The sequence below is a fragment of the Sideroxydans sp. CL21 genome (genome assembly GCF_902459525.1).
Taxonomy (GTDB): domain Bacteria; phylum Pseudomonadota; class Gammaproteobacteria; order Burkholderiales; family Gallionellaceae; genus Sideroxyarcus.
The window spans coordinates 852,043-873,527 of record NZ_LR699166.1; the positions used below are offsets into that span (position 1 = coordinate 852,043).

The window sequence follows — 21,485 nt, forward strand, 5'->3', positions numbered from 1 at the left end:
TCAGGCGGTATTCGTCAAAACTGCCGTCAATAGGCGATTTACATGATGTACGCCTGAAGATTGGCGTACTGATTGGTCTGCGGGCTGGGTGTCTTGGCTGTCCGCTTGGGCACCAAAAACGTGACCTCCCTACAGTGATTAGCCCAGCTTCTTGCGCTGCGCCTGCAACTGCACCAGCGTCGCACCGAACTCTTCCAGACGTTTCTTTTCCTGATCGACTACCGCTGCCGGTGCACGCGCGACGAAACTTTCGTTGCCGAGTTTGGCGTTCGCCTTGGTGATCTCGTTGGAGAGGCGTGCGATTTCCTTGTCCAGGCGTTCGCGTTCGGCTGCTACGTCGATTTCCACTTTCAGCATCAGCATAGAGTTTCCAACAGCTGAAACTGGTGATGTGGATTGTGGTAATGAATCTAGTATCTTGACTTCGCTGAGTTTTGCTAGTGCCAGTAGATATGGGGTGTATTTCTCATAAACGCCTTCATCATTGCTATTAACCAGCAAAGGGACTTTTTGCGCAGGAGAAATATTCATTGAGCTTCTCAAGCTGCGACAGCTAGTAATGATGTCTCGTAACAGATCAACTTTGCGCATTGACTCGTCGCTTTCTTGCTGTGAGCGAATGTCATTTAGCCAACTAGGCATTTCGTCATGGCTTCGAGCTCCACCTCTGCGTTCTCTTGGTTCCGGATAGCTTGCTAGCATGATGGTATTACCATGCTGATTGGCGAGAGGAGCGACAGAATGCCACAGCTCTTCAGTGATGAATGGAATGATCGGATGTGCCAGACGCAGGATAGTTTCCAGTACGCGTACCAGCGTACGACGCGTAGCACGCTGTTGCGCTTCGTTGCCATTGGCCATCTGCACCTTGGCTAGCTCTACATACCAGTCGCAGTATGTGTTCCACACCAGTTCGTACACTGCGCGCGCGGCCATGTCGAAGCGGTAGTCGGCAAAGTGCAATGCCATCTCGGATGTGGTTTGTTGAAGTTTTTCGATTACCCAACGGTCAACATCAGAAAATTCTAGAGGCAGCGATTCATCCTGCCCTACATCCTTTCCTTCGCAATTCATCAGCACAAAGCGCGTGGCGTTCCACAGCTTGTTGCAGAAGTTGCGATAGCCTTCGCAGCGCTGCATGTCGAACTTGATGTCGCGCCCGGGTGAAGCGAGCGACGCGAAAGTGAAACGCAAGGCATCGGTGCCGAAAGCGGGAATGCCTTCCGGAAACTCCTTGCGTGTGCGCTTCTCGATTTTCTCGGCATCCTTGGGGTTCATGAGTCCCATGGTGCGTTTCATCACCAAATCTTCGATGCCGATGCCGTCAATCAGGTCGATCGGGTCGAGCACGTTGCCCTTGGATTTGGACATCTTCTGGCCTTCCGCATCGCGGATCAGGCCGTGCACGTACACATCCTTGAACGGGATCTTGCCAGTGATGTGTTTGGTCATCATCACCATGCGTGCCACCCAGAAGAAGATGATGTCGAAGCCGGTGACCAGCACGGAGGAGGGCAGGTATTGCTTGACGAACTGGTTCTGCTGTTCGAAGGATTTTCCTTCTTCCCAATCGAGCGTGGAGAACGGCCATAGCGCGGACGAGAACCAGGTGTCAAGCACGTCGTTGTCGCGGTCCAGCTGTCCGGCGTAACCGGCCTTGTCGGCCAGCGTGCGCGCTTCGGCTTCGTCATGCGCCACGAACACTTCGCCATTGACGCCGTACCAGGCGGGAATCTGGTGACCCCACCACAGTTGGCGCGAGATGCACCAGTCCTGGATGTTGTTCAGCCATTGGTTGTAGGTGTTGACCCAGTTCTCGGGGTGGAACTTGATCTCGCCGGAAGCCACGCATTCCAGCGCCTGCTCGGTGATGGACCTGCCTTCAGGGCCAGCCTTGCTCATTGCCACGAACCATTGGTCGGTCAGCATAGGCTCGATCACCACGCCGGTGCGGTCGCCGCGCGGTACCTTGAGTTTGTGCTTGTCGGCCTTGATGAATAAGCCGGCAACTTCGAGGTCGGCGCAGATCTGCTTGCGTGCCGCGAAGCGATCCATGCCCTGGTATTGCTTCGGCGCGTGCTCGTTGATCTTCGCGTCCAGCGTGAGGATGGAGATCATCGGAAGCGCATGGCGCTGCCCCACTGCATAGTCGTTGAAGTCGTGCGCAGGCGTGACCTTCACAACGCCGGTGCCGAATTCCTTGTCCACGTATTCGTCGGCGATGACCGGAATGGTGCGGTCGCACAGGGGCAGCGTGACCTGCTTGCCGATAAGGTGCTTGTAGCGCTCGTCCTCTGGATGCACCATCACCGCAACGTCGCCGAGCATCGTCTCGGGGCGGGTGGTGGCGACGACCAGATGGCCAGAACCGTCAGTCAGCGGATACTGGATGTGGTACATGAAACCGTCTTCCTCTTCCTGCACCACTTCCAGGTCGGATACGGCGGTGTGCAGTTTTGGATCCCAGTTCACCAGGCGCTTGCCGCGATAGATCAGGCCTTCGTTGAACAGGCGAACGAAGGTTTCGGTGACTGTTTTATTCAGCGCGGGATCCATGGTGAAGCGCTCGCGCGACCAGTCGGGGGAGGTGCCGAGGCGGCGCATCTGTTTGGTGATGGTGTTGCCGGAATATTCCTTCCACTCCCACACTTTCTCGATGAACTTCTCGCGGCCCAAGTCATGGCGCGAAATCTTTTGCGCATCAAGCTGGCGCTCGACCACGATCTGCGTGGCGATGCCCGCGTGGTCGGTGCCCGGTTGCCACAGCGTGTTGTCGCCTTTCATGCGGTGGTAACGCGTGAGCGCATCCATCAGTGTCTGGTTGAAGCCGTGTCCCATATGCAGCGTGCCGGTGACGTTGGGCGGCGGCAGCAGGATGCAGAAATTCTCCTGTTTTGCGGTGTCGAGTCCGGCCTTGAAGTAGCCGGCGTTCTCCCAGGTCGGGTACCAGCGCGCTTCGATGTCTTTCGGGTCAAAACTTTTTGCGAGTTCCATTGCGGTCTTTTCGGGGAATGCGTGGTTCAAGGAGGGCGTGATTATACAGGCATCGACGGTGCTCGAAGGAGCAGTACGCAGTGCTACAGGGATTCTTGCGCGGCTTTGCGGATGAGTTTTGGAAGTGCTTTCCTGACTTGCTGCATAGCTGCGTCCCAATTGGCATCGGGGGTTGAGCTGATTGCATCGAGGAAGGCCGACTCAAGGTCAGGAAACAGTTTTTCCGCCAGACGCTGGCATTCCTTGGCAGAAAGGGTGGTGATGTGCTCCTCGATTGCATCGGTAAGCGTGGGCAGATCAAGGGGAGAGCTATCGACCGTTTCGGTCAGGATGGGGACATCTGATGTGCGTTTGGATTTTGCCATGGGTCAATTCGTTTTGCGTAGATCAAAGTGGCGCAGTTCGTAACCGCGATCCTTGTAGAAGACATAGCGTTCTCGTCCCAGCTTTGCGTCGGCATCGTCCAGGCTGACGATCTCGATGACGCGTTCGAAGCGGCTGAAGAACGGCAGGCACTCGTTGTGCAGGCTGATGAGCAGCTCTGAGTGCGGGAAGGTCTCATCGCGCCCGATGACCACAGGCATGGTGGCTGCATCCGCTTCATGGCTGTGGCAGTGCGGCATGAAGGCGGTAGGAGGGTAATGCCACAGCAATTTGTCGAGTTTGTCGGCGGTGTCCTCGTCCGGCGCGTGCAAAAGCACGCGCAGGCCGTTCTGCATGGCTTTGTGGCTCAGTTGGCAGGCGGTGCGCAGCCTGTCTTCCGAGCCGGTGTAGAAATCAATCTTGGTCACTTCGGCGCCGTGCGGTTGATCAAATATTGCGTGAGCAGCGGCACCGGGCGACCGGTTGAGCCTTTTTGCTTGCCCGACAACCATGCGGTACCGGCAATATCCAGATGCGCCCAGCGGTAATCCTTGGTGAAGCGCGCCAGGAAGCAGGCGGCGGTGATCGTGCCGCCGGCACGACCGCCGATGTTCGCCATGTCGGCGAAGTTGCTGTCCAGTAGCGGCTGGTAGTCTTCCCACAGCGGCAGCTGCCAGACGCGGTCGTGCGACTGTTCGCCCGCGGCGAGCAGTTCCTGTGCCAGTTTGTCTTCGTTGCTGAACATGCCGCTGGCGACATGGCCCAGGGCGATCACGCAGGCGCCGGTGAGGGTGGCGATGTCGATCACGGTGTCGGGATTGAACTTCTTCGAATAGGTCAGTGCGTCGCACAAAATGAGACGGCCTTCGGCATCGGTGTTCAATATCTCAATGGTCTGGCCGGACATGGAGGTGACGATGTCGCCCGGCTTGGTGGCCTTGCCGGAAGGCATGTTCTCGCAGGTCGGGATCACGCCGACCACGTTGAGCTTCAAGCCCATCTCGGCAACGGCCTGCAGGGTGCCGAGCACGCTGGCCGCACCGCACATGTCGTATTTCATCTCGTCCATCTCGGCACCAGGTTTGAGCGAGATGCCGCCGGTGTCGAAGGTGATGCCCTTGCCGACAAGTACGATGGGCATCTGCGTTTTCGCTGCACCGAAGTATTCCAGGGTGATCAGCTTGGCGGGTTGTTCGCTGCCGCGCGTGACGGAGAGGAAAGAGCCCATGCCCAGTTTCTGCATGTCCTTCTCTTCCAGCACGGTGGTCTTGATGCTCTTGTGCGATTTGCCCAGTGCCAGAGCCTTGGCGGCGAGGTAGGTCGGGGTGCAGATGTTGCCGGGAAGGTTGCCGAGCGTCTTGGCGAGATCCATGCCGTGGGCGGTGGCGGCTGCCTGGTCGAGCACGGTCTTTAATGTTGCGCTGGGTTTTTCCAGCGAGGCAAAGGTGATGTCTTTCAGCGTAGCGGGCTTGGATGGTTTGCTCTTCAGGCTGTCGGCGCGGAACGTTTGTTCGGCGGCGGCGAATACGGCTTGCTTGATGACCCAAGCCGCATCTTTGCCGACGCCTTCGTCGATAAGGTATAGCACGGCGTCTTTGGCGGGCGAGCCACTCAATGCGCCGAAGGTCGCACGCAGAATTTCCGAGATGGCTTTGTTGTTGAGTTCAGCGGCCTTGCCCAACCCAACCAGCAGTACGCGGTCGGCAGCAACACCGGGCAATTTTTGCAGCAGCAGGGTAGAGGCAGCTTTGCCGTTCATGTCGCCGCGCGCAATGACATCGCTGAGTGCGTGTTTGGCAGCTTTGTCGAGCGCTTGTGCCGCAATGGATAATTTTCCGCCGTCGAATACACCGACTACGACGCAGCCGCTCTTCAGTTTTTCCGGACTGCCTTGTTTTATGCTAAATTCCACGCGCCTCTCCTCATTAATCTCAGAACTGTCTCCGATGACGGATTATCCGCAATCCCTGCCGCAAAAGTCAAAGAAGCCTCGCGTGCATGGTATCTTTTATTGGTCGCTGGTGCGCGAGTTCGCGAGTACGGGATTGCTGGTGTCCTCCATTTTGCTGGGTATCGTCGTGTTTACCCAGCTGATCCGCCTGTTGGGCGAGTCGGTCAGCGGGGCGCTGGCGGTGGACGGGATTCTGGCAATGCTGGGCTTCACTTCACTCAATTACCTGCCGGTGCTGCTTTCAATCAGTTTGTTCCTGTCGATATTGTTGACGCTGTCGCGCAGTTACCGCGACAGCGAGATGGTGGTGTGGTTCACTTCGGGTATCGGGTTGACGCGCTGGATACGACCGGTGTTGGGCTATGCCATTCCGGTTGCGATCGTCATTTCGCTACTCAGTCTGGTGTTGTCTCCGTGGGCAATGTCCAAGGCGGACGAATTCAAACGCAGGCTGGATAGCCGCGACGATGTGTCTGCCGCCACGCCGGGTGCATTTCGCGAATCCAAGCAATCTGATCGCGTGTTTTTCCTGGAAGATGTGGACGCGCAGAAAAAGCGCGTGGGCAATATCTTTGTGCAGTCCACGCAGAACGGCAAGGAAGGCACGATGGTTGCGAAAGAGGGTTATCAGGAAACCGCCCCGAACGGCGACCGATTCCTGATCATGCTCAACGGTACCCGTTATGAAGGAATTCCAGGTCAGGCGGATTTCAAGGTTGTCGAATTTGAGCGATACGCCATGCGTATCGAACCTGCCGAGTTGCATCAGGAATTGCCCAACCTGAAGGCATACCCCACGATGTTCCTGTTGCGGAACCCGACCTCATGGAATATGTCGGAGCTGGAGTGGCGCATCGGTTTGCCGCTCAGCGCCTTGATTTTGGCCATGCTGGCCATTCCCCTGAGTTATGTCAATCCGCGTGCGGGACGCTCGCTCAATCTGATTTCCGCGATGGTGATCTACATGTTCTACAACAACATGATCAGCGTGACCAACTCCTGGGTCGGGCGCGGCAATATCAGCGTGGCCGCAGGTATGTTGGGAATACACCTGCTGATGTTCGCGGTGATGCTGATATTTTTTTACCATCGGTCCTCGGCCTCTTCCTGGCGGAGGCTTAGAAAATGAGACTGCTCACCCGCTATCTCAGGCGAGAGATATATTCCAGTATCGCGCTGGTATTTGCGGCACTCATCATGCTGTTCGCCCTGCTCGACCTGATCAACGAATTGAGCTCGATGGGACGCGGCGACTATCGCCTGGGTTATGTGCTGTTATTCGTGATTCTCACCATTCCCGGACATATCTATGAACTGTTTCCCGTGGCGGTGCTGATCGGCACCATTTTCGCCATGGTGCAAATGGCGGCCAATTCCGAATTGACTGTATATCGCTGTTCCGGTGTGTCGCTCAAGCAGATGATGGTCGCGCTGCTCAAAATCGGCCTTCCTCTCGTGGTACTGTCTTTTGTTTGCGGTGAAATAGTGGCTCCGCCGAGTGAACGCATGGCGCAACAATTGCGGATGAAAGCTCAGAATGCAAAAGTTTCGGTGAAAGAGTTCAGATCGGGAGTATGGGCGAAAGACGAACATAGCTTCATCAATGTTAAGAGCGTGCTGCCGGACACTTCTCTGCTGGACGTGAGTATTTACGAGTTCGATGAGCAATATCATCTGCGCAGTATCACAACGGCGGAGCGTGCTTTGTATCAGGAAGAGACGCGCTGGCAATTGGACGGTGTGAGGCAGACCCGCTTTGACAAGCAGGGCGCCTCCGTTGACAACCGCCCGCTCGCCGAATGGCGTTCCACCCTGAATCCCGACATCCTGAGTGTGTTGCTGGTCGTGCCTGAACAAATGTCGGCCTGGAATTTGTATCAATACACCGGACATTTGCGCGAGAACCATCAAAAAACAGCACGTTACGAAATCGCCATGTGGAATAAGCTGGTTTACCCGTTTGCGGTGCTGGTGATGATGTTACTGGCCTTGCCGTTTTCCGCCTATCAGCGTCGCGAGGGAGGAATCAGCGGCAAGATATTCATGGGTATCTTGCTGGGCTTGAGTTTTCACTTCATCGGCAGGCTGTTCGCCAACGTCGGAGCTTTGAATGATTGGTCGCCCGTATTGAGCGCCACGGCGATGAGTTGGCTGTATCTGGCTCTGGCTATGGGGATGCTGTGGCGCACCGAGCGCAGGTGAGTGCTGCGCACATGCCTGGCCTCGTTCGGATATTGTATTAGGGCGGGGTCGGCGGGACGCCGCTGGCTGCTTGCCGGTCGCGAACCATCTTTTTCACGGCCTCGCGCTTTTCGGCAGGAAGCTTCTTGTATGCCTTGTATTTTTCCCTGGCGCGCTTGCGTTGCTCCGGAGTCAGCTTGCTCCATGCTTCCAGACGAGAATGCAGCCGCTGTTGCTGCTGTGCATTGAGCTTGGGATAGCGCTGGGCATACGCCAGAAAATTGGTTTGTTGCTGTTCCGACAATGAACCCCAGGTGCCGGACAATGGGGCAAGTGCTTCTTTTTGTTGTGCATTCATCGTCTCCCATGGTTTGGCATGGGCAGACATCGGCAAGCAGGCGGCAACAAAAATCAGTGCAGCAAGACAATATCGAAGCAAAGCAGGCATCGGGATGTCCGTGAGCGGCTAGTCGACAAACGCGTCAACGGGCATGTCATCCGTCAATATGGCGATATCAATATCGCTGTGGTCGTGTTCGTACGTGCGTTCCCAGTAGGTCAGGTTGATCACCAGCAGGGACGCGACGACGCCAACAATGAACCAATTGAGCGCACGTGGGGAAAGTCGCAGCTGCCCGTGCAGCAAGCCGTTCCGGCTTACCCAGACAGGGGAGGCAACCCGCTGATTTTGCAGTGCATGATGGCGCGCTGTCCGGAGTTCGTCCAGGGTGGAACGATCTAGTTGCTGTGCAGACCGGTTCAGCAGGCTTCCGATTTCCTTGTTGGATAATTTGGTGTTCATGATAGGTCTATCCCCCGTTCTTTAAGTATTGCGGAAAGCGCGTGGGTGGCGCGTGAGCAGTGTGTTTTGACGCTGCCTTCGGAACAACCCATGACCGCTGCAGTCTCCGCAGTGTCCATTTCCTCCCAGTAACGCAGCAGGAAGGCTTCGCGTTGACGAGCCGGCAATTTGCCCATCGCCTCTTCGATCACCGCGATAAGCTGGGATTGCGCCAATGCCGCGTCCGGAAGCGCCGGCTGGCTGGCATTATCTTCATCCTGCAAGGTGTCGAGCGGATCGAAATCCTCCCCGTCGCTTTGCGGGTTGAGCGAAGACATCAGCGTCGTCCAGAATGAGCGCACCTTCTGGCGGCGATAATAGTCGCGTATGGTGTTCTGCAGGATGCGCTGGAACAGCATGGGGAATTCTTCGGCCGGATGGTCACCGTAGCGCTCGGCGAGCTTCATCATCGCGTCCTGCACGATGTCCAGCGCCACATGCTCGTCGCGCACGGCATATTGCGCCTGTTTATAGGCGCGCCGTTCGACTTGGACGAGGAATTCGGAAAGTTGCTGTGGTGTGGACAGTTTCGGTGGCTCCTGGATGTTCGGCGCTGATACTAGCAAATTCCCGCGTCAAATAGGGATTTTGCCGTTCCTGATGCGTTGCAGGGGTTGACCAAAACGCAGCCAGCCATTATCTTGCGCGGTCTTTCATTTGATTTATCAAGGTAGCGTGTTCATGGAACTGACAGGCGCAGAAATAACCATCCGCTGTTTGCAGGAAGAAGGGGTCGAATACGTTTTTGGCTATCCTGGCGGCGCGGTGCTTTTCATCTACGATGAGCTGTTCAAGCAGGAACGGGTCAAACACGTGCTGGTACGCCACGAGCAGGCGGCCGTGCACGCTGCCGACGGCTATGCCCGTTCTACCGACAAGGTCGGCGTGGCGCTGGTGACTTCCGGTCCGGGCGTGACCAATGCCGTCACCGGCATCGCCACAGCCTATATGGATTCCATCCCGATGGTCGTGATCAGCGGTCAAGTGCCGACCAGTTATATCGGTGAAGATGCTTTTCAGGAAGTCGATACAGTCGGCATCACCCGTCCCTGCGTGAAACACAACTTTTTGGTCAAGGATGTGAAGGATATCGCCAGCACGATGAAGAAAGCCTTCTATCTGGCAAAGAGCGGTCGTCCCGGACCGGTATTGGTCGACATTCCCAAAGACGTGTCACAGCACAAGACGGAATATTCCTATCCCGCCACGGTCAATATCCGCTCGTACAACCCCCAGACCCACGGCGACATCGGCCAGATCAAGCGCGCAGCACAACTGTTGCTGGAAGCCAAGCGCCCGATGGTGTATGCGGGCGGCGGAGTGATTCTGTCGGATGCCTCCAAACAATTGACGGAACTGGTGCGTCTGATCGGCGCGCCCTGCACCAATACACTGATGGGCCTGGGCGGCTATCCGGCTAACGACAAACAATTCGTCGGCATGCTGGGCATGCACGGTACTTATGAAGCCAACCTCGGCATGCAGAATTGCGATGTGCTGCTGGCGGTGGGCGCGCGTTTTGACGATCGAGTGATCGGCAACGTGGCACATTTCAATTCCGTGCCGCGCAAGATCATCCATATCGACATCGATCCGGCTTCCATCTCCAAGCGCGTGAAGGTGGACGTGCCTATCGTTGGCGATGTCGCCCATGTGCTTGCCGATCTGCTCTCCGTGTTGAACAGCAGCAAGCAAAAGCCCGATGCGGCTGCGCTGAAAGACTGGTGGAAACAGATCGAAGAGTGGCGCAGCGCAAATTCGCTCGCATACAAGAATTCGAGCGAAGTCATCAAACCGCAATACGTGATCGAGCAGCTGCACAAGCTCACGCACGGTGACGCCTTCGTGACTTCAGACGTGGGACAGCACCAGATGTGGGCCGCGCAGTACTACAAGTTCAATCATCCGCGCCGCTGGATCAACTCCGGCGGTCTCGGAACGATGGGCTTTGGCTTGCCGGCCGCGATGGGGGTGCAGCTGGCGCATCCGGGATCGACCGTGGCCTGCGTGACGGGCGAAGGCAGCATCCAGATGAACATCCAGGAACTGTCCACCTGCAAGCAATACAAGTTGCCCATCAAGATCATTGCATTGAATAACCGCTATCTGGGCATGGTGCGCCAGTGGCAGGAGTTCTTCCACGGCAACCGCTATTCGCATTCCTACATGGATGCGCTACCGGATTTTGTGAAATTGGCCGAAGCCTACGGGCATGCCGGCATCCTCGTGGAAAAGCCTTCCGATGTGGAAGGCGCGCTGAAGGAAGCGTTCGCACGCAAGGATGAGCTGGTGTTCCTGGACTTCCGCACCGACATGACGGAAAACGTCTATCCGATGGTTCCCGGCGGCAAGGGCTTGTCCGAAGTGATTCTGGCGGAGGACCTGTAATGAGACATATTATCTCTTTGCTGATGGAGAACGAAGCCGGCGCCCTGTCGCGCGTTGCCGGACTGTTTTCGGCGCGCGGCTATAACATCGAGTCGCTCAATGTGGCGCCGACGGAAGATCCGACCATGTCGCGCATGACCATCGTTACCAGCGGCTCCGACGAAGTGATCGAACAGATCAACAAGCAGCTCAATAAACTGGTCGATGTGGTTTCGGTGATGGACTTGAACGACGGCGATCACATCGAGCGCGAATTGATGCTGGTCAAGGTGCATGCAATGGGTGAGGCGCGCGAGGAACTGAAGCGTGTCGCCGACATCTTCCGCGGCCGCATCATCGATGTCTCGGACAAGACCTACACCATCGAGCTGACCGGATCCGGCTCAAAGCTGGACAGCTTCCTGCAGGCGATCGACCATAGCCTGATCCTGGAAACGGTGCGTACCGGTGCATCCGGTATCGGACGCGGCGATCGCATTTTGAAACTTTAACGATTTAATTCACTGATTTTTTCAACGAGGCCAACATGAAAGTTTATTACGACAAAGACGCAGACCTTTCCCTGATCAAGGGCAAGCAAGTAACCATCATCGGCTATGGCTCTCAAGGTCACGCCCACGCACAGAACCTGAAAGAATCAGGTGTCAACGTGACTGTTGCTCTGCGCAAAAACGGTGCTTCCTGGAAAAAGGCCGAAGGCGCCGGTTTGAAGGTTTCCGAAGTGGCTGCGGCAGTGAAGAGTGCTGATGTAGTGATGATGCTGTTGCCTGACGAGAACATTCCGGATGTCTACAACAGCGAAGTGGCGCCGAACATGAAAGCCGGTGCTGCGCTGGCCTTTGCTCATGGTTTCAACGTGCACTACAACCAGGTCGTACCGCGTGCCGATATCGACGTGATCATGATTGCCCCGAAAGGTCCCGGCCACACCGTGCGTTCCGAATACCTGAAGGGCGGCGGTGTACCGACCCTGATCGCTGTGTATCAGGACAAGAGCGGAAAAGCGAAGGACATCGCGCTGTCTTATGCTGCAGCCAACGGCGGCACCAAGGGCGGCGTGATCGAGACCAACTTCCGCGAGGAGACCGAGACCGACCTGTTCGGCGAACAGGCCGTGCTGTGCGGCGGCGCCGTGGAACTGGTGAAGGCCGGTTTCGAAACGCTGACCGAAGCGGGATATGCACCCGAAATGGCCTACTTCGAATGCCTGCATGAACTGAAGCTGATCGTCGACCTGATGTACGAAGGCGGCATCGCCAACATGAACTACTCCATCTCGAACAACGCGGAATACGGCGAATACGTCACCGGTCATCGCGTGATCGGAGACCAGGCCCGTGCCGCGATGAAAGAATGCCTGAACAACATCCAGAACGGTTCCTATGCGAAGCAGTTCATCCTGGAAGGCCGCACCAACTATCCGGAGATGACAGCGCGCCGCCGTTTGAACGCAGTGCATCCGATCGAGGTGGTGGGTGGCCAATTGCGCTCCATGATGCCGTGGATAGGCAAGAACAAGCTGGTCGACCAATCGAAAAACTAGGAATCAGGATGCAGGATTCGGGATACAGTGGAAACTATCCTGAATCCTGTTTTCCTCTGATTTTCTGAATCCTGAATCCCGTATCCTGAATCCTATGAATAACTATCCGCATCCCATCATTGCCCGCGAGGGTTGGCCGTTTCTGGCCATTTCCCTGGCTTTGGCCGTTGCTGCAACCGTCTGGTGTGCGCTCTGGTCGATTCCACTGTGGATCATCTTCGTGTTTGTATTGCAGTTCTTCCGCGACCCGGCACGCGAGATACCGCAGCAGGAAGGTATCGTTCTGTCGCCTGCCGACGGTCGCGTCATCAAGGTCGAGCGCACGCAAGACCCTTATGGACAGCGTGAAGCGATCCTGGTCAGCGTATTCATGAATGTGTTCAACGTGCATTCCAATCGCAGCCCGGTGGATGGCACGGTACAAAAAGTGCAATATTTCCCCGGTAAATTCGTGAATGCCGATCTGGACAAGGCTTCTACCGATAATGAGCGCAATGCCGTGGTGCTGACGACGAACGACGGACAGACCGTTACCTTTGTGCAGGTGGCCGGGCTGATCGCCCGCCGCATCCTGTGCTATATCAAAGTGGGCGATGTGCTGACGCGCGGCCAACGTTACGGATTTATCCGTTTCGGTTCCCGCGTGGATGTCTATCTGCCGCTGACGGCTACCGTCAAAGTCGCTATCGGTGATAAAGTGTCCGCCACCACAACCATCCTGGCGAAGCTCTGAAACCCATGAACGAAGTAGAACAGCGCAAACATATGGACCTACGTCGGCGCAGCATCTATCTGCTGCCCAACCTGTTCACCACGGCTGCGCTGTTTGCCGGATTCTATGCCATCGTGCAGGCGATGAACGGCAAGTTCGAATACGCCGCCGTGTCCATCTTCATCGCCATGGTGCTGGACGGGCTGGATGGCCGCGTGGCGCGACTGACGCATACCCAGAGCGAATTTGGCGCGGAATACGATAGTTTGTCCGACATGGTGTCGTTCGGCGTCGCACCTTCCATCCTGATGTACGAATGGGCGTTCCGTGATCTGGGCAAGTGGGGATGGTTCGCTGCTTTCATTTTCTGCGCGGGTGCGGCATTGCGTCTTGCACGTTTCAACACCAATATCGACGTGGTCGACAAACGCTACTTCCAGGGATTGCCCAGCCCGGCCGCTGCCGCGCTGGTGGCGGGATTCGTCTGGGTGATGCTGGACAACCATTTCACCGGCTTCGATTTGCGCTGGTATGCCGCTTTGCTGACCGTGTTTGCGGGCCTCTCCATGGTAAGCAACCTCAAGTACTACAGTTTCAAATCCCTCAACATGCGCAAGAGTGTGCCGTTCATCGTCATCTTCCTGTTTGTGCTGTTCTTTATTTTTGTCGCGCAGGATCCCCCGCTTAATTTGTTCCTGCTGTTCTTTGGGTACTGTCTGTCCGGCTATGTGATGTGGCTGCTCGGATTACGTAAACCGAAGCCACCGACACTCCCTGATTCCCCGACACTTCCCTGAACTGTGAAAAAAACAAGGGCGCACGGTTGAACCCGAGCGTCCTTGGTCTTTTTCTCCCTTGAATATTACTTGGTGTGTGCCATTTTCTGCCGACTGATCTCGGTCAACCGCAATATTTTTGCGGAAGAAAACAATCCGCGCAGCCTGGGTTGCTGTCCGGTCATGATATCGAGGACAGGGAGATGGGTCTTGCCTTTTTTCTGCAAGGCTTCAAGGACGTTTTGCACGTTCGCCTTTTCGATTTCGTGCAATTCGGCAACTACCCAGTCCTTGGTGTGTTCCATGATATCGCTGACGCGAATGTCTTTGTGGGTAACGCCCTTGTCCGAGAAGCCGACGCTTTGCAGGAAACGCATGGGCTTTTCACCCATGATGTCGTAAGAAGTGATAGCGCCGAGCAGCTTATCCGAACCCTTTTCCTTCACGAAGGCGATACGCAGGCCGGCTACCTTCATCTTGTGCAAGGCATCGTCTATGGTCTCATCCGGATGAACCATGAACATAGCGCGCACCCGGAAATCCGTCATTACCGACAAGGCCGGGTCTTTCAAATCGACCTGCCATGGTTCGTTGCTTGGTTCCAGTATCTCCTGGATATGTGAAGAGGTCTTTAATACAAAAGGGTGATGCTGTTGGTGCGGCATGGCAATCTCCTTGTATCAAATGGGTCTGCGTGAGGCATTTTATCCATTTTTCCATTGAAATTGCATCAGTCGCATGACAGTGGGCAAAAGGCAACTCTGGAAGTTCAGCTTTTAAGAGCGTTTCCAGAGTGTTTCATCTTGATCCGCAGAACGATTAAGTGTCCTGCTCAGCACGAACAGGAGATCCGAGAGCCGGTTAAGATAGCGCAAACCTTCCTGTGGCACAGTTTCGCCGTGCATCATGTGCAGTAGATCGCGCTCGGCACGGCGCGTCACACTGCGCGCCACATGACACAGCGCAGCAGCACGCGTCCCGCCGGGCAGAATGAATTCCTTGAGCGGCGGCAGTCCGGCATTGTAGTGAGCGATGGCCGCATCCAGACGGGCAAGTTTGGCGGCATCGAACGAAGGTGCGCCTGGTGAAGCAAGTACGGCACCGAGGTCGAACAGGTCATTCTGGATCCGCAATAATTCCGGCTGTACATCGCCCGGCAGGGGTTCGGCGAGCAGTACGCCAAGATGACTGTTGAGCTCGTCCACGCTGCCGATTACTGTGATGCGGGCACAATCCTTTGCTACGCGCGTACCGTCTGCCAATCCGGTTGTGCCGTCGTCGCCGGTGCGCGTGGTAATTTTGCTGAGTCTCATATCACTGCTTCTCCAGGCAACTCATATAGATCATCGCATCCGGCGCGGTCTTGTTGCGTTGCGCCTGCCAGATCATTTCGCCCAGGCAATCCATGATCGCATGCTGCGCCTCGTGTTCCGATTCATACTTCTGCGTCAAGCGCATGAACTGCTCGCGGATGCCCTGCGGCTGGCCGATGGAAATCTGTTCCTCAATGGTCAGGTGCATCATCAGATGCAGAAAGGGGTTGACCACGTCGCCGTCCGGTGCGAAATCCTTGTCCTGATTGCGTTCGGGATCGTCGAACAGGGCGTGGTACTCAGGATGCTTATCGATGAGTTGAGCCGTGAGGTCTTCCAGCGGCGTGAGCAATTCCCCGACGCGGCGTTTGCGCCAGGATTCAAACAGGAATTTTCTTGCTTCGTCACGGGTAGGCTGAAACATCAGAATACCTTTTCTTTGTATTCGCACAGACTTTCAATGATGCACTCCCCGCACTTCGGCTTGCGTGCCTGGCACACATAACGCCCGTGCAGGATCAGCCAGTGGTGCGCATCGTGCTTGAACTCATCCGGCACAAACTTCACCAGTTTCTTTTCGACCTCCACCACGTCCTTGCCGGGCGCCAGGCCGGTGCGGTTGCTGATGCGGAAGATATGCGTATCCACCGCAATGGTGGGCTGGCCGAAGGCCGTGTTCAAGATCACGTTGGCGGTCTTGCGGCCCACACCGGGCAGGGCTTCCAGCGCCTCGCGCGTCTGCGGCACCTGACCGTCATGCTGTTCCAGCAGGATGCGGCACATCCGGATGATATGTTTGCTTTTGGTCTGGTAGAGGCCGATGCGCTGCACGTATTCGCGCAATCCGGCTTCTCCCAGGTCGAGTATCGACTGCGGTGTGTTGGCGACCGGGAACAGTTCACGCGTGGCAAGGTTGACGCTCTTGTCCGTGGCCTGCGCCGAGAGGATCACTGCGACCAGCAACTCGAACGGTGTGGAGTATTCCAGCTCGGTAGTGGGATGCGGATTGGCCGCTTGCAGGCGTAAAAAAATCTCGCGGCGTTTTGCCGCATTCATCCCTGTGTGGCGCCTTGCAATGGAGTCATCGTCAATGGGCGTTGTTTTGCCTTGCGCTCCGCGCGCAGTCCGAGCCAATTCTTGCCGGCAATGAGCATCCCCAATCCGATGAAGGCACCGGGAGGCAGGATGGCAAGCAGGAAACCTTTGTAATTGGGAATAACGTGTATCACCCAACTTTTCGTTGCCTCGCCCAGTGCGAGATCGATACCGGAGAGCAGCGTGCCATGTCCAAAGAGTTCACGCATCCCTCCCAAGACGGCGAGTACAGCGGTCAAGCCGAGTCCCATGGAAAAGCCGTCCCAGGCTGAAGTGGCGGCCGAATTTTTGGAGGCGAAGGCTTCCACGCGCGCCAGCACGATGCAGTTGGTGACGATCAGGGGGATGAAGATGCCAAGCACCACATAGAGTCCGTACATGTAGGCGTTCATCAGATATTGCACGACGGTGACCAAAACCGCGATGATCAGGATGAACACGGGAATGCGGATCTCGTTGGGCACGAAGTTGCGGATGGGCGCAACGGCAGCGCCGCTCAATGCCATGACGACCGCAGTTGCCAGGCCGAGGCTGACGCCATTCACTACCGAACTGCTGACCGCCAAGATGGGGCACATGCCGAGCAGTTGAACTACGCCGGTATTCTGTTTCCACATACCGTTGTGGAAGATGTCTTTGTATTCCTGAAGGTTCATTTTGATACCCCTATAAATTCGTTTTGCGGGCGAATCGCGACGTCGCGTGCTCGCTCATTCCTCGTCTATCAACTCGATATGCCTCGTCATTCGCTCCGCGGCTCCTTGCGCTTCATCCCGCAAAACGAATTTCTAGAGGCATCACTTAGTTTTTTCCTTGTTTGTCGGCGGCGCACTCACTGCGAACAGCTTGTCGCGATTATCGCCGAAATATATCAAGGCTTTGTTGACGGCTTTGATGACGGCACGCGGCGTAATGGTGGCGCCCGCCATATAGTCGAACTGGCCGCCGTCTTTCTTCACTTTCCAGTCTGCGTCTTTGTACACCTCGCGCGACTTTCCATCAAACCCTTTGATCCAGGGGTTTTTCGGAAGTTCGATGTAATCGCCCAAGCCCGGCGTTTCCTTGTGCGACACCACGCGAACGCCGGCCAGTTCTCCGTTGGCGCGTACGGCCAGGATGAGATTGATCTTGCCGCTGTAACCGTCCGGCGCGACAGCTTCCAATACCACCGCGGAGGGCTCGCCCTTGATGCGGGCACGATAGGCAAGTGTACTGTCTGCGTTGCCCAGTAGCGGATCGGCGGGGATGCTCAGCGTGTCCTGGATGATATCGTTATCAAATATTGAAGACGGCACAATCTGCGTGATGAGCTTCAGTTTCTCAGCTTCTTCACTTTTCACGATTGCATCGTGTGTCATATAAAAAACCGAAGCCAATATCGCCGTGCCGACGACGGCAAAGAACACCAGATTGATGGCGGTTTGCAGGGTGGAGCGGGCGATGCGTTTCATTTGCCTTCTCCTTTCTTGCCGAACACCTTGGGTTGTGTCCAGGCATCGATCAGCGGCACGCAGATATTCATCAGCAGCGTGGCAAAAGCCATGCCGTCCGGGAAGCCGCCAAAAGCACGGATAAGGTAAGTAAGCAGGCCCGCGCCGGCGGCGAAGATCAGCTTGCCTTTGGCAGTCGTCGGCGAAGTGACAGGATCGGTCAGGATAAAAAATGCGCCCAGTATCGCTGCGCCGGAAAACCAGTGGAACAAAGGCGTGACGTAATGCACCGGATCGACCAGATGGAACAGGCCTGCCGTGGCGAACAGGGTCGCAAGGAACGCAACCGGCAGATGCCAGGAGATGATGCGGATGGAGAGCAAGTAGAGGCCGCCGATCGCGAAGCCGATCGCCACCATCTCGCTGCCTTTGCCTGCCAGATGGCCGTAGATAGGCATGTCGCGGATGTCGTTCACCGATAAGCCGAGGTGCAATTGCGTCTTCAGCGTATCCAGCGGTGTCGCCATGGTCACCGCATCCAGCTTCAAGCCGTCAGGTAGTACGCCATTGAAAATGTAGTCCAGCTGTTCTCCGAACGACAGTTCGATGCCGCCCATTCCGTGCGGTGTGATCCAGTGCGTCATGTGTACCGGGAAGGAGATGATGAGCACGGCATAACCGATCATCGCCGGGTTGAACGGATTGTTGCCCAGCCCCCCGTACAGGTGTTTGGAGATGGCGATGGCAAAGCCGGTGCCGACCACCACCAGCCACCACGGTGCGAGCGCAGGGATGGACAGCGCCAGCAACCAGGCGGTGAGCAAGGCGCTGTTGTCGGACAGGAAGGGTTTGAGCGGGCGCTGGCGCAGCTTGAGCATGACGGCTTCGGTCGCCAGTGCCGTGACGGAGGCCAGTGCGATCGATACCAGGATTGCCGGTCCGAAATACCAGACATACAGCGCGATGCCGGGAATCAGCGCGATGAGGACCCGCAACATGATCTGGCTGACGCTGCTGGGCTGGGTGATGAAAGGCGATGACCACATGGTTTGAGAGTTTCCTATTTGTGTTTCGGCGTATCGTCGTCCGCGCCGGCACTGGTTGCCATTTCCTGGAATTTTGCGCGACGGGCTTCGATCTCGGCGATCTCGGCCTGCTGTTGCGGCGTCAATGCGTCAATGTTCTTAGGTTGCGCAGTCGCGGCCTGTTCTTTTGCGCGTGCGATGGCGGCATCGATGCGCATCTGCATGGTGTCTTCCGGGTCGGTGCCGGGAGCGACGGGTACCAGTGCCGGGGAGACCGGCTTTGCGGCGAGCGCGGCTTTCTCCTTTTGAGCGAGGCGCTCGGCTTTCTCCTGCTTTTCGCGCTCGATGCGCTGCAGGCGATACTCGTGCCGTTCACGCGCGAGATCGGCCGCCTGGGCCTCGCGTTCGCGCTGCCATATCTCGCTCTTTGCGAAACGGTAATACTGGACCAGCGGTATCTGGCTGGGGCAGACGTAGGCGCAGGCGCCGCATTCGATGCAGTCGAACAGGTGGTATTCCTGCGTCTTGCCGAAATCCTTGGCCTTGGCATACCAGTAGAGATCCTGCGGTTGCAGCTCGGCCGGGCAAACGTCGGCGCAGCGCGTGCAGCGTATGCAGGGCAGGGCGGGCGGCGGCGGCGGAAACAGCTTGGGCGACGACTCGATGATGCAGTTGGTCGCCTTGGTCACGCCCACCGAGCCGGACGGCAGGTCCACGCCCATCATCGGGCCTCCCATGATGTGGCGATCGGTATCGGGCTTGCTGCCGGCCAGTGCGACCAGTTCGTCCACCGGTGTGCCCAGCAGCACTTCATAGTTCTGCGCATGCTCGACATTGCCGGTGACGGTGACGATACGCGACAGCAGCGGCTCCCCGAATGTGATCGCGCGCCAGACGCAGTAGGCCGTGGCGACATTGAAGCATTGCACGCCCATCTCGGTGGAGCGCACGCCGGCGGCGACTTCAATGCCGGTCAGCACGCGGATGAGCTGCTTGGCGCCGCCACCCGGGTACAGCGTGGGCACGGCGATCACTTCCATGTGCGTATGCTTGGCGTCCAGCACGGCCTGTTGCATCGCGGCGATGGCTTCCGGTTTGTTGTCCTCGATGCCGACCAGCACTTCTTCCGCATACAGCAGTTCGCGCAGCACTTCGGCACCGCGCAGGATGTCGCCGGCGCGTTCGCGCATCAGCAAGTCGTCGCAGGTGATGTAAGGCTCGCACTCGGCACCGTTGAGCACCAGCGTCTTGATCTTGTGCTTGTGCGAGTACGACTTCATGTCGCTGGGGAATACGGCACCACCCAGGCCGACTACGCCTGCCTGCCGCAGCCGGTGGCGCAGATCGGTGTGCTCGGTCTGCTTGTAGTCCACGCCGCTGTGCGCTATCCATTCATCCTTGCCGTCCGGTATCAGGGTGACGCACAAATCCGGCAGTCCGGAATGATGGGCGACCAGTTGCATGTCGATGGCGCTGACCGTCCCGGAGGTGGAAGCATGCACCGCGCTGGAAAGGCGCCCTTCCGGCCTGCCGATGATCTGGCCCTTGAGCACGCGCTCGCCGACCTGCACCACCGGCACGGCGCGATTGCCCACATGCTGGTGCAGCGGGATCACCAGTTTAGAGGGGATCGGCGCCAGCGCGATCGGAGTGCGCGTCGATTCGGCTTTATGCGTGGCCGGGTGGACGCCGCCGTGGAATTTGAACAACGGTCTCATCTTGCGGCAACCTGTACGATGGGAATGGTCGGGTAGTCCCATTTCCAGTTGGTGATGTCTTCGCCGAGGGGCTGCATGCTGATGCAATCCACCGGGCAGGGCGCGACACACAGTTCGCAACCGGTGCATTCGGAGGCGATGATGGTATGCATCTGTTTTGCAGCGCCGACGATGGCATCGACCGGGCAGGCTTGCAGGCAAAGGGTACAACCGATGCAGGTCTGCTCGTCGATGAAGGCGACTGCCTTGGCCTTGGGGGCTGCACCCTCGCCGAACGGCACATATTCGACGCCAAGCAGATCGGCCAGTTTGCGTATGCCTTCTTCACCGCCGGGAGGACACTTGTTGATGTTGGCGTCGCCTTTGGCGATGGCTTCGGCATAGGGCTTGCAGCCGGGATAACCGCATTGGCCGCACTGCGTCTGCGGCAGCACGGCATCAATCTTCTCTACCAGCGGATTGCCCTCGACCTTGAACTTGATCGCGGAAAAACCCAACACCGCTCCAAGCAGCAACGAGATGCCGACCATCACCCAAAGTGCAGCAATCATTTCACCAGGCCCGAGAACCCCATGAATGACAAGCTCATCAGTCCGGCGGTGACCATGGCAATGGCCGAACCCTTGAAGATTCCGGGAACGTCGGCGCCTTCCAGGCGCTCGCGGATACCGGCGAACAGGATCATCACCAGCGTGAAGCCCATCGCACCGCCAAAGCCGAACAGCAGCGACTGCATGAAATCATGCTTGGCCTGCACGTTGAGCAGGGGGATGCCGAGCACCGCGCAGTTGGTGGTGATGAGGGGGAGATAAATGCCAAGAATCTGGTACAGCTCCGGGCTGGTCTTTTTGACTGCCATTTCTGTAAATTGAACAATCCCGGCGATAACCACGATGAACGACAGCGTGGTGAGGTAAGCGAGATTGGGGCCGAGCAGGTAATGTTCGATCAGGTAGCTGGCACCGGAACCCAGCGTCAACACGAAAGTCGTGGCGGCGCCCATACCGATTGCCGCCTCCAGCTTTTTGGACACGCCCATGAACGGGCACAGCCCGAGTATCTTCACCATCACAATGTTATTCACAAACACCGTACTGACAAGGATGAGTAAGTATTCTGTCATTCGACCGGCACTCCTAAGAAGAGAGTGATTAT

At 56.9% G+C, this 21,485-nt stretch carries 24 protein-coding genes; 7 read left to right on the forward strand and 17 right to left on the reverse strand.

Going from position 1 to position 21,485, the window contains the following annotated elements; translation table 11 throughout:
* Positions 1 to 138 precede the first annotated feature (138 nt).
* The 4 genes from QOY30_RS04095 to QOY30_RS04110 form a co-directional block, all read right to left on the reverse strand.
* Positions 139 to 2,994 carry a valine--tRNA ligase gene (locus tag QOY30_RS04095; RefSeq protein WP_283743360.1) on the reverse strand — a complete coding sequence of 952 codons (2,856 nt, stop codon included), beginning with the start codon at positions 2,992 to 2,994 and terminating at the stop codon, positions 139 to 141.
* Positions 2,995 to 3,077: 83 nt separating this feature from the next.
* Entirely contained in the window at positions 3,078 to 3,359 is a 282-nt protein-coding gene (locus QOY30_RS04100; protein ID WP_283743361.1) for a hypothetical protein, read from the reverse strand.
* 3 nt (positions 3,360 to 3,362) lie between these two features.
* Positions 3,363 to 3,785 carry a DNA polymerase III subunit chi gene (locus QOY30_RS04105; protein WP_283743362.1) on the reverse strand — a complete coding sequence of 141 codons (423 nt, stop codon included), beginning with the start codon at positions 3,783 to 3,785 and terminating at the stop codon, positions 3,363 to 3,365.
* Entirely contained in the window at positions 3,782 to 5,269 is a 1,488-nt protein-coding gene (locus tag QOY30_RS04110) for a leucyl aminopeptidase (RefSeq protein ID WP_283743363.1), read from the reverse strand. Before QOY30_RS04110 ends, QOY30_RS04105 begins: the two co-directional genes overlap by 4 nt.
* Before the next feature lie 82 nt (positions 5,270 to 5,351).
* Here QOY30_RS04110 and lptF point away from each other — a divergent pair, with 82 nt between their 5' ends.
* Together lptF and lptG are read left to right on the forward strand one after the other, a co-directional pair.
* A complete protein-coding gene (gene lptF / locus QOY30_RS04115) occupies positions 5,352 to 6,437 on the forward strand; it encodes an LPS export ABC transporter permease LptF (RefSeq protein WP_283743364.1) in 1,086 nt (361 codons plus the stop codon).
* Positions 6,434 to 7,510, forward strand: coding sequence for an LPS export ABC transporter permease LptG (gene lptG, locus QOY30_RS04120; protein WP_283743365.1), 1,077 nt, complete (start codon positions 6,434 to 6,436; stop codon positions 7,508 to 7,510). Before lptF ends, lptG begins: the two co-directional genes overlap by 4 nt.
* A gap of 37 nt (positions 7,511 to 7,547) precedes the next feature.
* Here the strand turns inward: lptG and QOY30_RS04125 are convergent, their stop codons facing one another.
* The 3 genes from QOY30_RS04125 to QOY30_RS04135 form a co-directional block, all read right to left on the reverse strand.
* On the reverse strand, positions 7,548 to 7,847 hold the full coding sequence (locus QOY30_RS04125) for a DUF3106 domain-containing protein (RefSeq protein ID WP_283743366.1): 300 nt from the start codon (positions 7,845 to 7,847) through the stop codon (positions 7,548 to 7,550).
* 108 nt (positions 7,848 to 7,955) lie between these two features.
* Positions 7,956 to 8,291: a DUF3619 family protein gene (locus QOY30_RS04130; protein ID WP_283743367.1), complete on the reverse strand. Its 336-nt coding sequence runs from the start codon at positions 8,289 to 8,291 to the stop codon at positions 7,956 to 7,958.
* Positions 8,288 to 8,857, reverse strand: a complete 570-nt coding sequence (locus tag QOY30_RS04135; protein ID WP_283746026.1) for an RNA polymerase sigma factor — start codon at positions 8,855 to 8,857, stop codon at positions 8,288 to 8,290. The genes QOY30_RS04130 and QOY30_RS04135 overlap by 4 nt, the downstream gene beginning before the upstream one ends.
* Before the next feature lie 154 nt (positions 8,858 to 9,011).
* On the opposite strand from QOY30_RS04135, the gene QOY30_RS04140 reads away from it, so the two are divergent.
* The 5 genes from QOY30_RS04140 to pssA all read left to right on the forward strand — a co-directional run bounded on the left by QOY30_RS04140 (position 9,012) and on the right by pssA (position 13,770).
* Positions 9,012 to 10,718, forward strand: a complete 1,707-nt coding sequence (locus QOY30_RS04140) for an acetolactate synthase 3 catalytic subunit (protein WP_283743368.1) — start codon at positions 9,012 to 9,014, stop codon at positions 10,716 to 10,718.
* Positions 10,718 to 11,209 carry an acetolactate synthase small subunit gene (ilvN, locus tag QOY30_RS04145; protein WP_283743369.1) on the forward strand — a complete coding sequence of 164 codons (492 nt, stop codon included), beginning with the start codon at positions 10,718 to 10,720 and terminating at the stop codon, positions 11,207 to 11,209. The genes QOY30_RS04140 and ilvN overlap by 1 nt, the downstream gene beginning before the upstream one ends.
* A gap of 35 nt (positions 11,210 to 11,244) precedes the next feature.
* Entirely contained in the window at positions 11,245 to 12,261 is a 1,017-nt protein-coding gene (gene ilvC / locus QOY30_RS04150) for a ketol-acid reductoisomerase (protein ID WP_283743370.1), read from the forward strand.
* A gap of 94 nt (positions 12,262 to 12,355) precedes the next feature.
* Positions 12,356 to 12,994 (forward strand): phosphatidylserine decarboxylase, encoded by a 639-nt coding sequence (locus tag QOY30_RS04155; protein WP_283743371.1) that lies wholly within the window; start codon positions 12,356 to 12,358, stop codon positions 12,992 to 12,994.
* A 5-nt stretch (positions 12,995 to 12,999) separates the two neighbouring features.
* Entirely contained in the window at positions 13,000 to 13,770 is a 771-nt protein-coding gene (gene pssA / locus QOY30_RS04160; protein WP_283743372.1) for a CDP-diacylglycerol--serine O-phosphatidyltransferase, read from the forward strand.
* 65 nt (positions 13,771 to 13,835) lie between these two features.
* On the opposite strand, the gene QOY30_RS04165 is transcribed toward pssA, so the two are convergent.
* From QOY30_RS04165 to rsxA, 10 genes are all read right to left on the reverse strand, one after another.
* Complete coding sequence (locus QOY30_RS04165; protein ID WP_283743373.1) at positions 13,836 to 14,414, reverse strand: CBS domain-containing protein; 579 nt, start codon at positions 14,412 to 14,414, stop codon at positions 13,836 to 13,838.
* Positions 14,415 to 14,525: 111 nt separating this feature from the next.
* A complete protein-coding gene (locus QOY30_RS04170; protein WP_283743374.1) occupies positions 14,526 to 15,062 on the reverse strand; it encodes a cob(I)yrinic acid a,c-diamide adenosyltransferase in 537 nt (178 codons plus the stop codon).
* A 1-nt stretch (position 15,063) separates the two neighbouring features.
* Positions 15,064 to 15,486 carry a DUF1841 family protein gene (locus QOY30_RS04175; protein ID WP_283743375.1) on the reverse strand — a complete coding sequence of 141 codons (423 nt, stop codon included), beginning with the start codon at positions 15,484 to 15,486 and terminating at the stop codon, positions 15,064 to 15,066.
* The gene (gene nth, locus QOY30_RS04180) at positions 15,486 to 16,118 is read right to left on the reverse strand and encodes an endonuclease III (RefSeq protein WP_283743376.1); all 633 of its coding nucleotides are present in this window, start codon (positions 16,116 to 16,118) and stop codon (positions 15,486 to 15,488) included. The genes QOY30_RS04175 and nth overlap by 1 nt, the downstream gene beginning before the upstream one ends.
* Positions 16,115 to 16,813: an electron transport complex subunit E gene (locus QOY30_RS04185; protein ID WP_283743377.1), complete on the reverse strand. Its 699-nt coding sequence runs from the start codon at positions 16,811 to 16,813 to the stop codon at positions 16,115 to 16,117. Before QOY30_RS04185 ends, nth begins: the two co-directional genes overlap by 4 nt.
* A gap of 141 nt (positions 16,814 to 16,954) precedes the next feature.
* Positions 16,955 to 17,608, reverse strand: a complete 654-nt coding sequence (rsxG, locus tag QOY30_RS04190) for an electron transport complex subunit RsxG (RefSeq protein ID WP_283743378.1) — start codon at positions 17,606 to 17,608, stop codon at positions 16,955 to 16,957.
* Positions 17,605 to 18,633 carry an electron transport complex subunit RsxD gene (gene rsxD, locus QOY30_RS04195; protein ID WP_283743379.1) on the reverse strand — a complete coding sequence of 343 codons (1,029 nt, stop codon included), beginning with the start codon at positions 18,631 to 18,633 and terminating at the stop codon, positions 17,605 to 17,607. Before rsxD ends, rsxG begins: the two co-directional genes overlap by 4 nt.
* 14 nt (positions 18,634 to 18,647) lie before the next feature.
* Entirely contained in the window at positions 18,648 to 20,330 is a 1,683-nt protein-coding gene (gene rsxC, locus QOY30_RS04200) for an electron transport complex subunit RsxC (RefSeq protein WP_283743380.1), read from the reverse strand.
* Positions 20,327 to 20,881 carry an electron transport complex subunit RsxB gene (rsxB, locus tag QOY30_RS04205; RefSeq protein WP_283743381.1) on the reverse strand — a complete coding sequence of 185 codons (555 nt, stop codon included), beginning with the start codon at positions 20,879 to 20,881 and terminating at the stop codon, positions 20,327 to 20,329. Before rsxB ends, rsxC begins: the two co-directional genes overlap by 4 nt.
* Positions 20,878 to 21,453 (reverse strand): electron transport complex subunit RsxA, encoded by a 576-nt coding sequence (gene rsxA, locus QOY30_RS04210; RefSeq protein ID WP_283743382.1) that lies wholly within the window; start codon positions 21,451 to 21,453, stop codon positions 20,878 to 20,880. Before rsxA ends, rsxB begins: the two co-directional genes overlap by 4 nt.
* Positions 21,454 to 21,485: the final 32 nt, after the last annotated feature.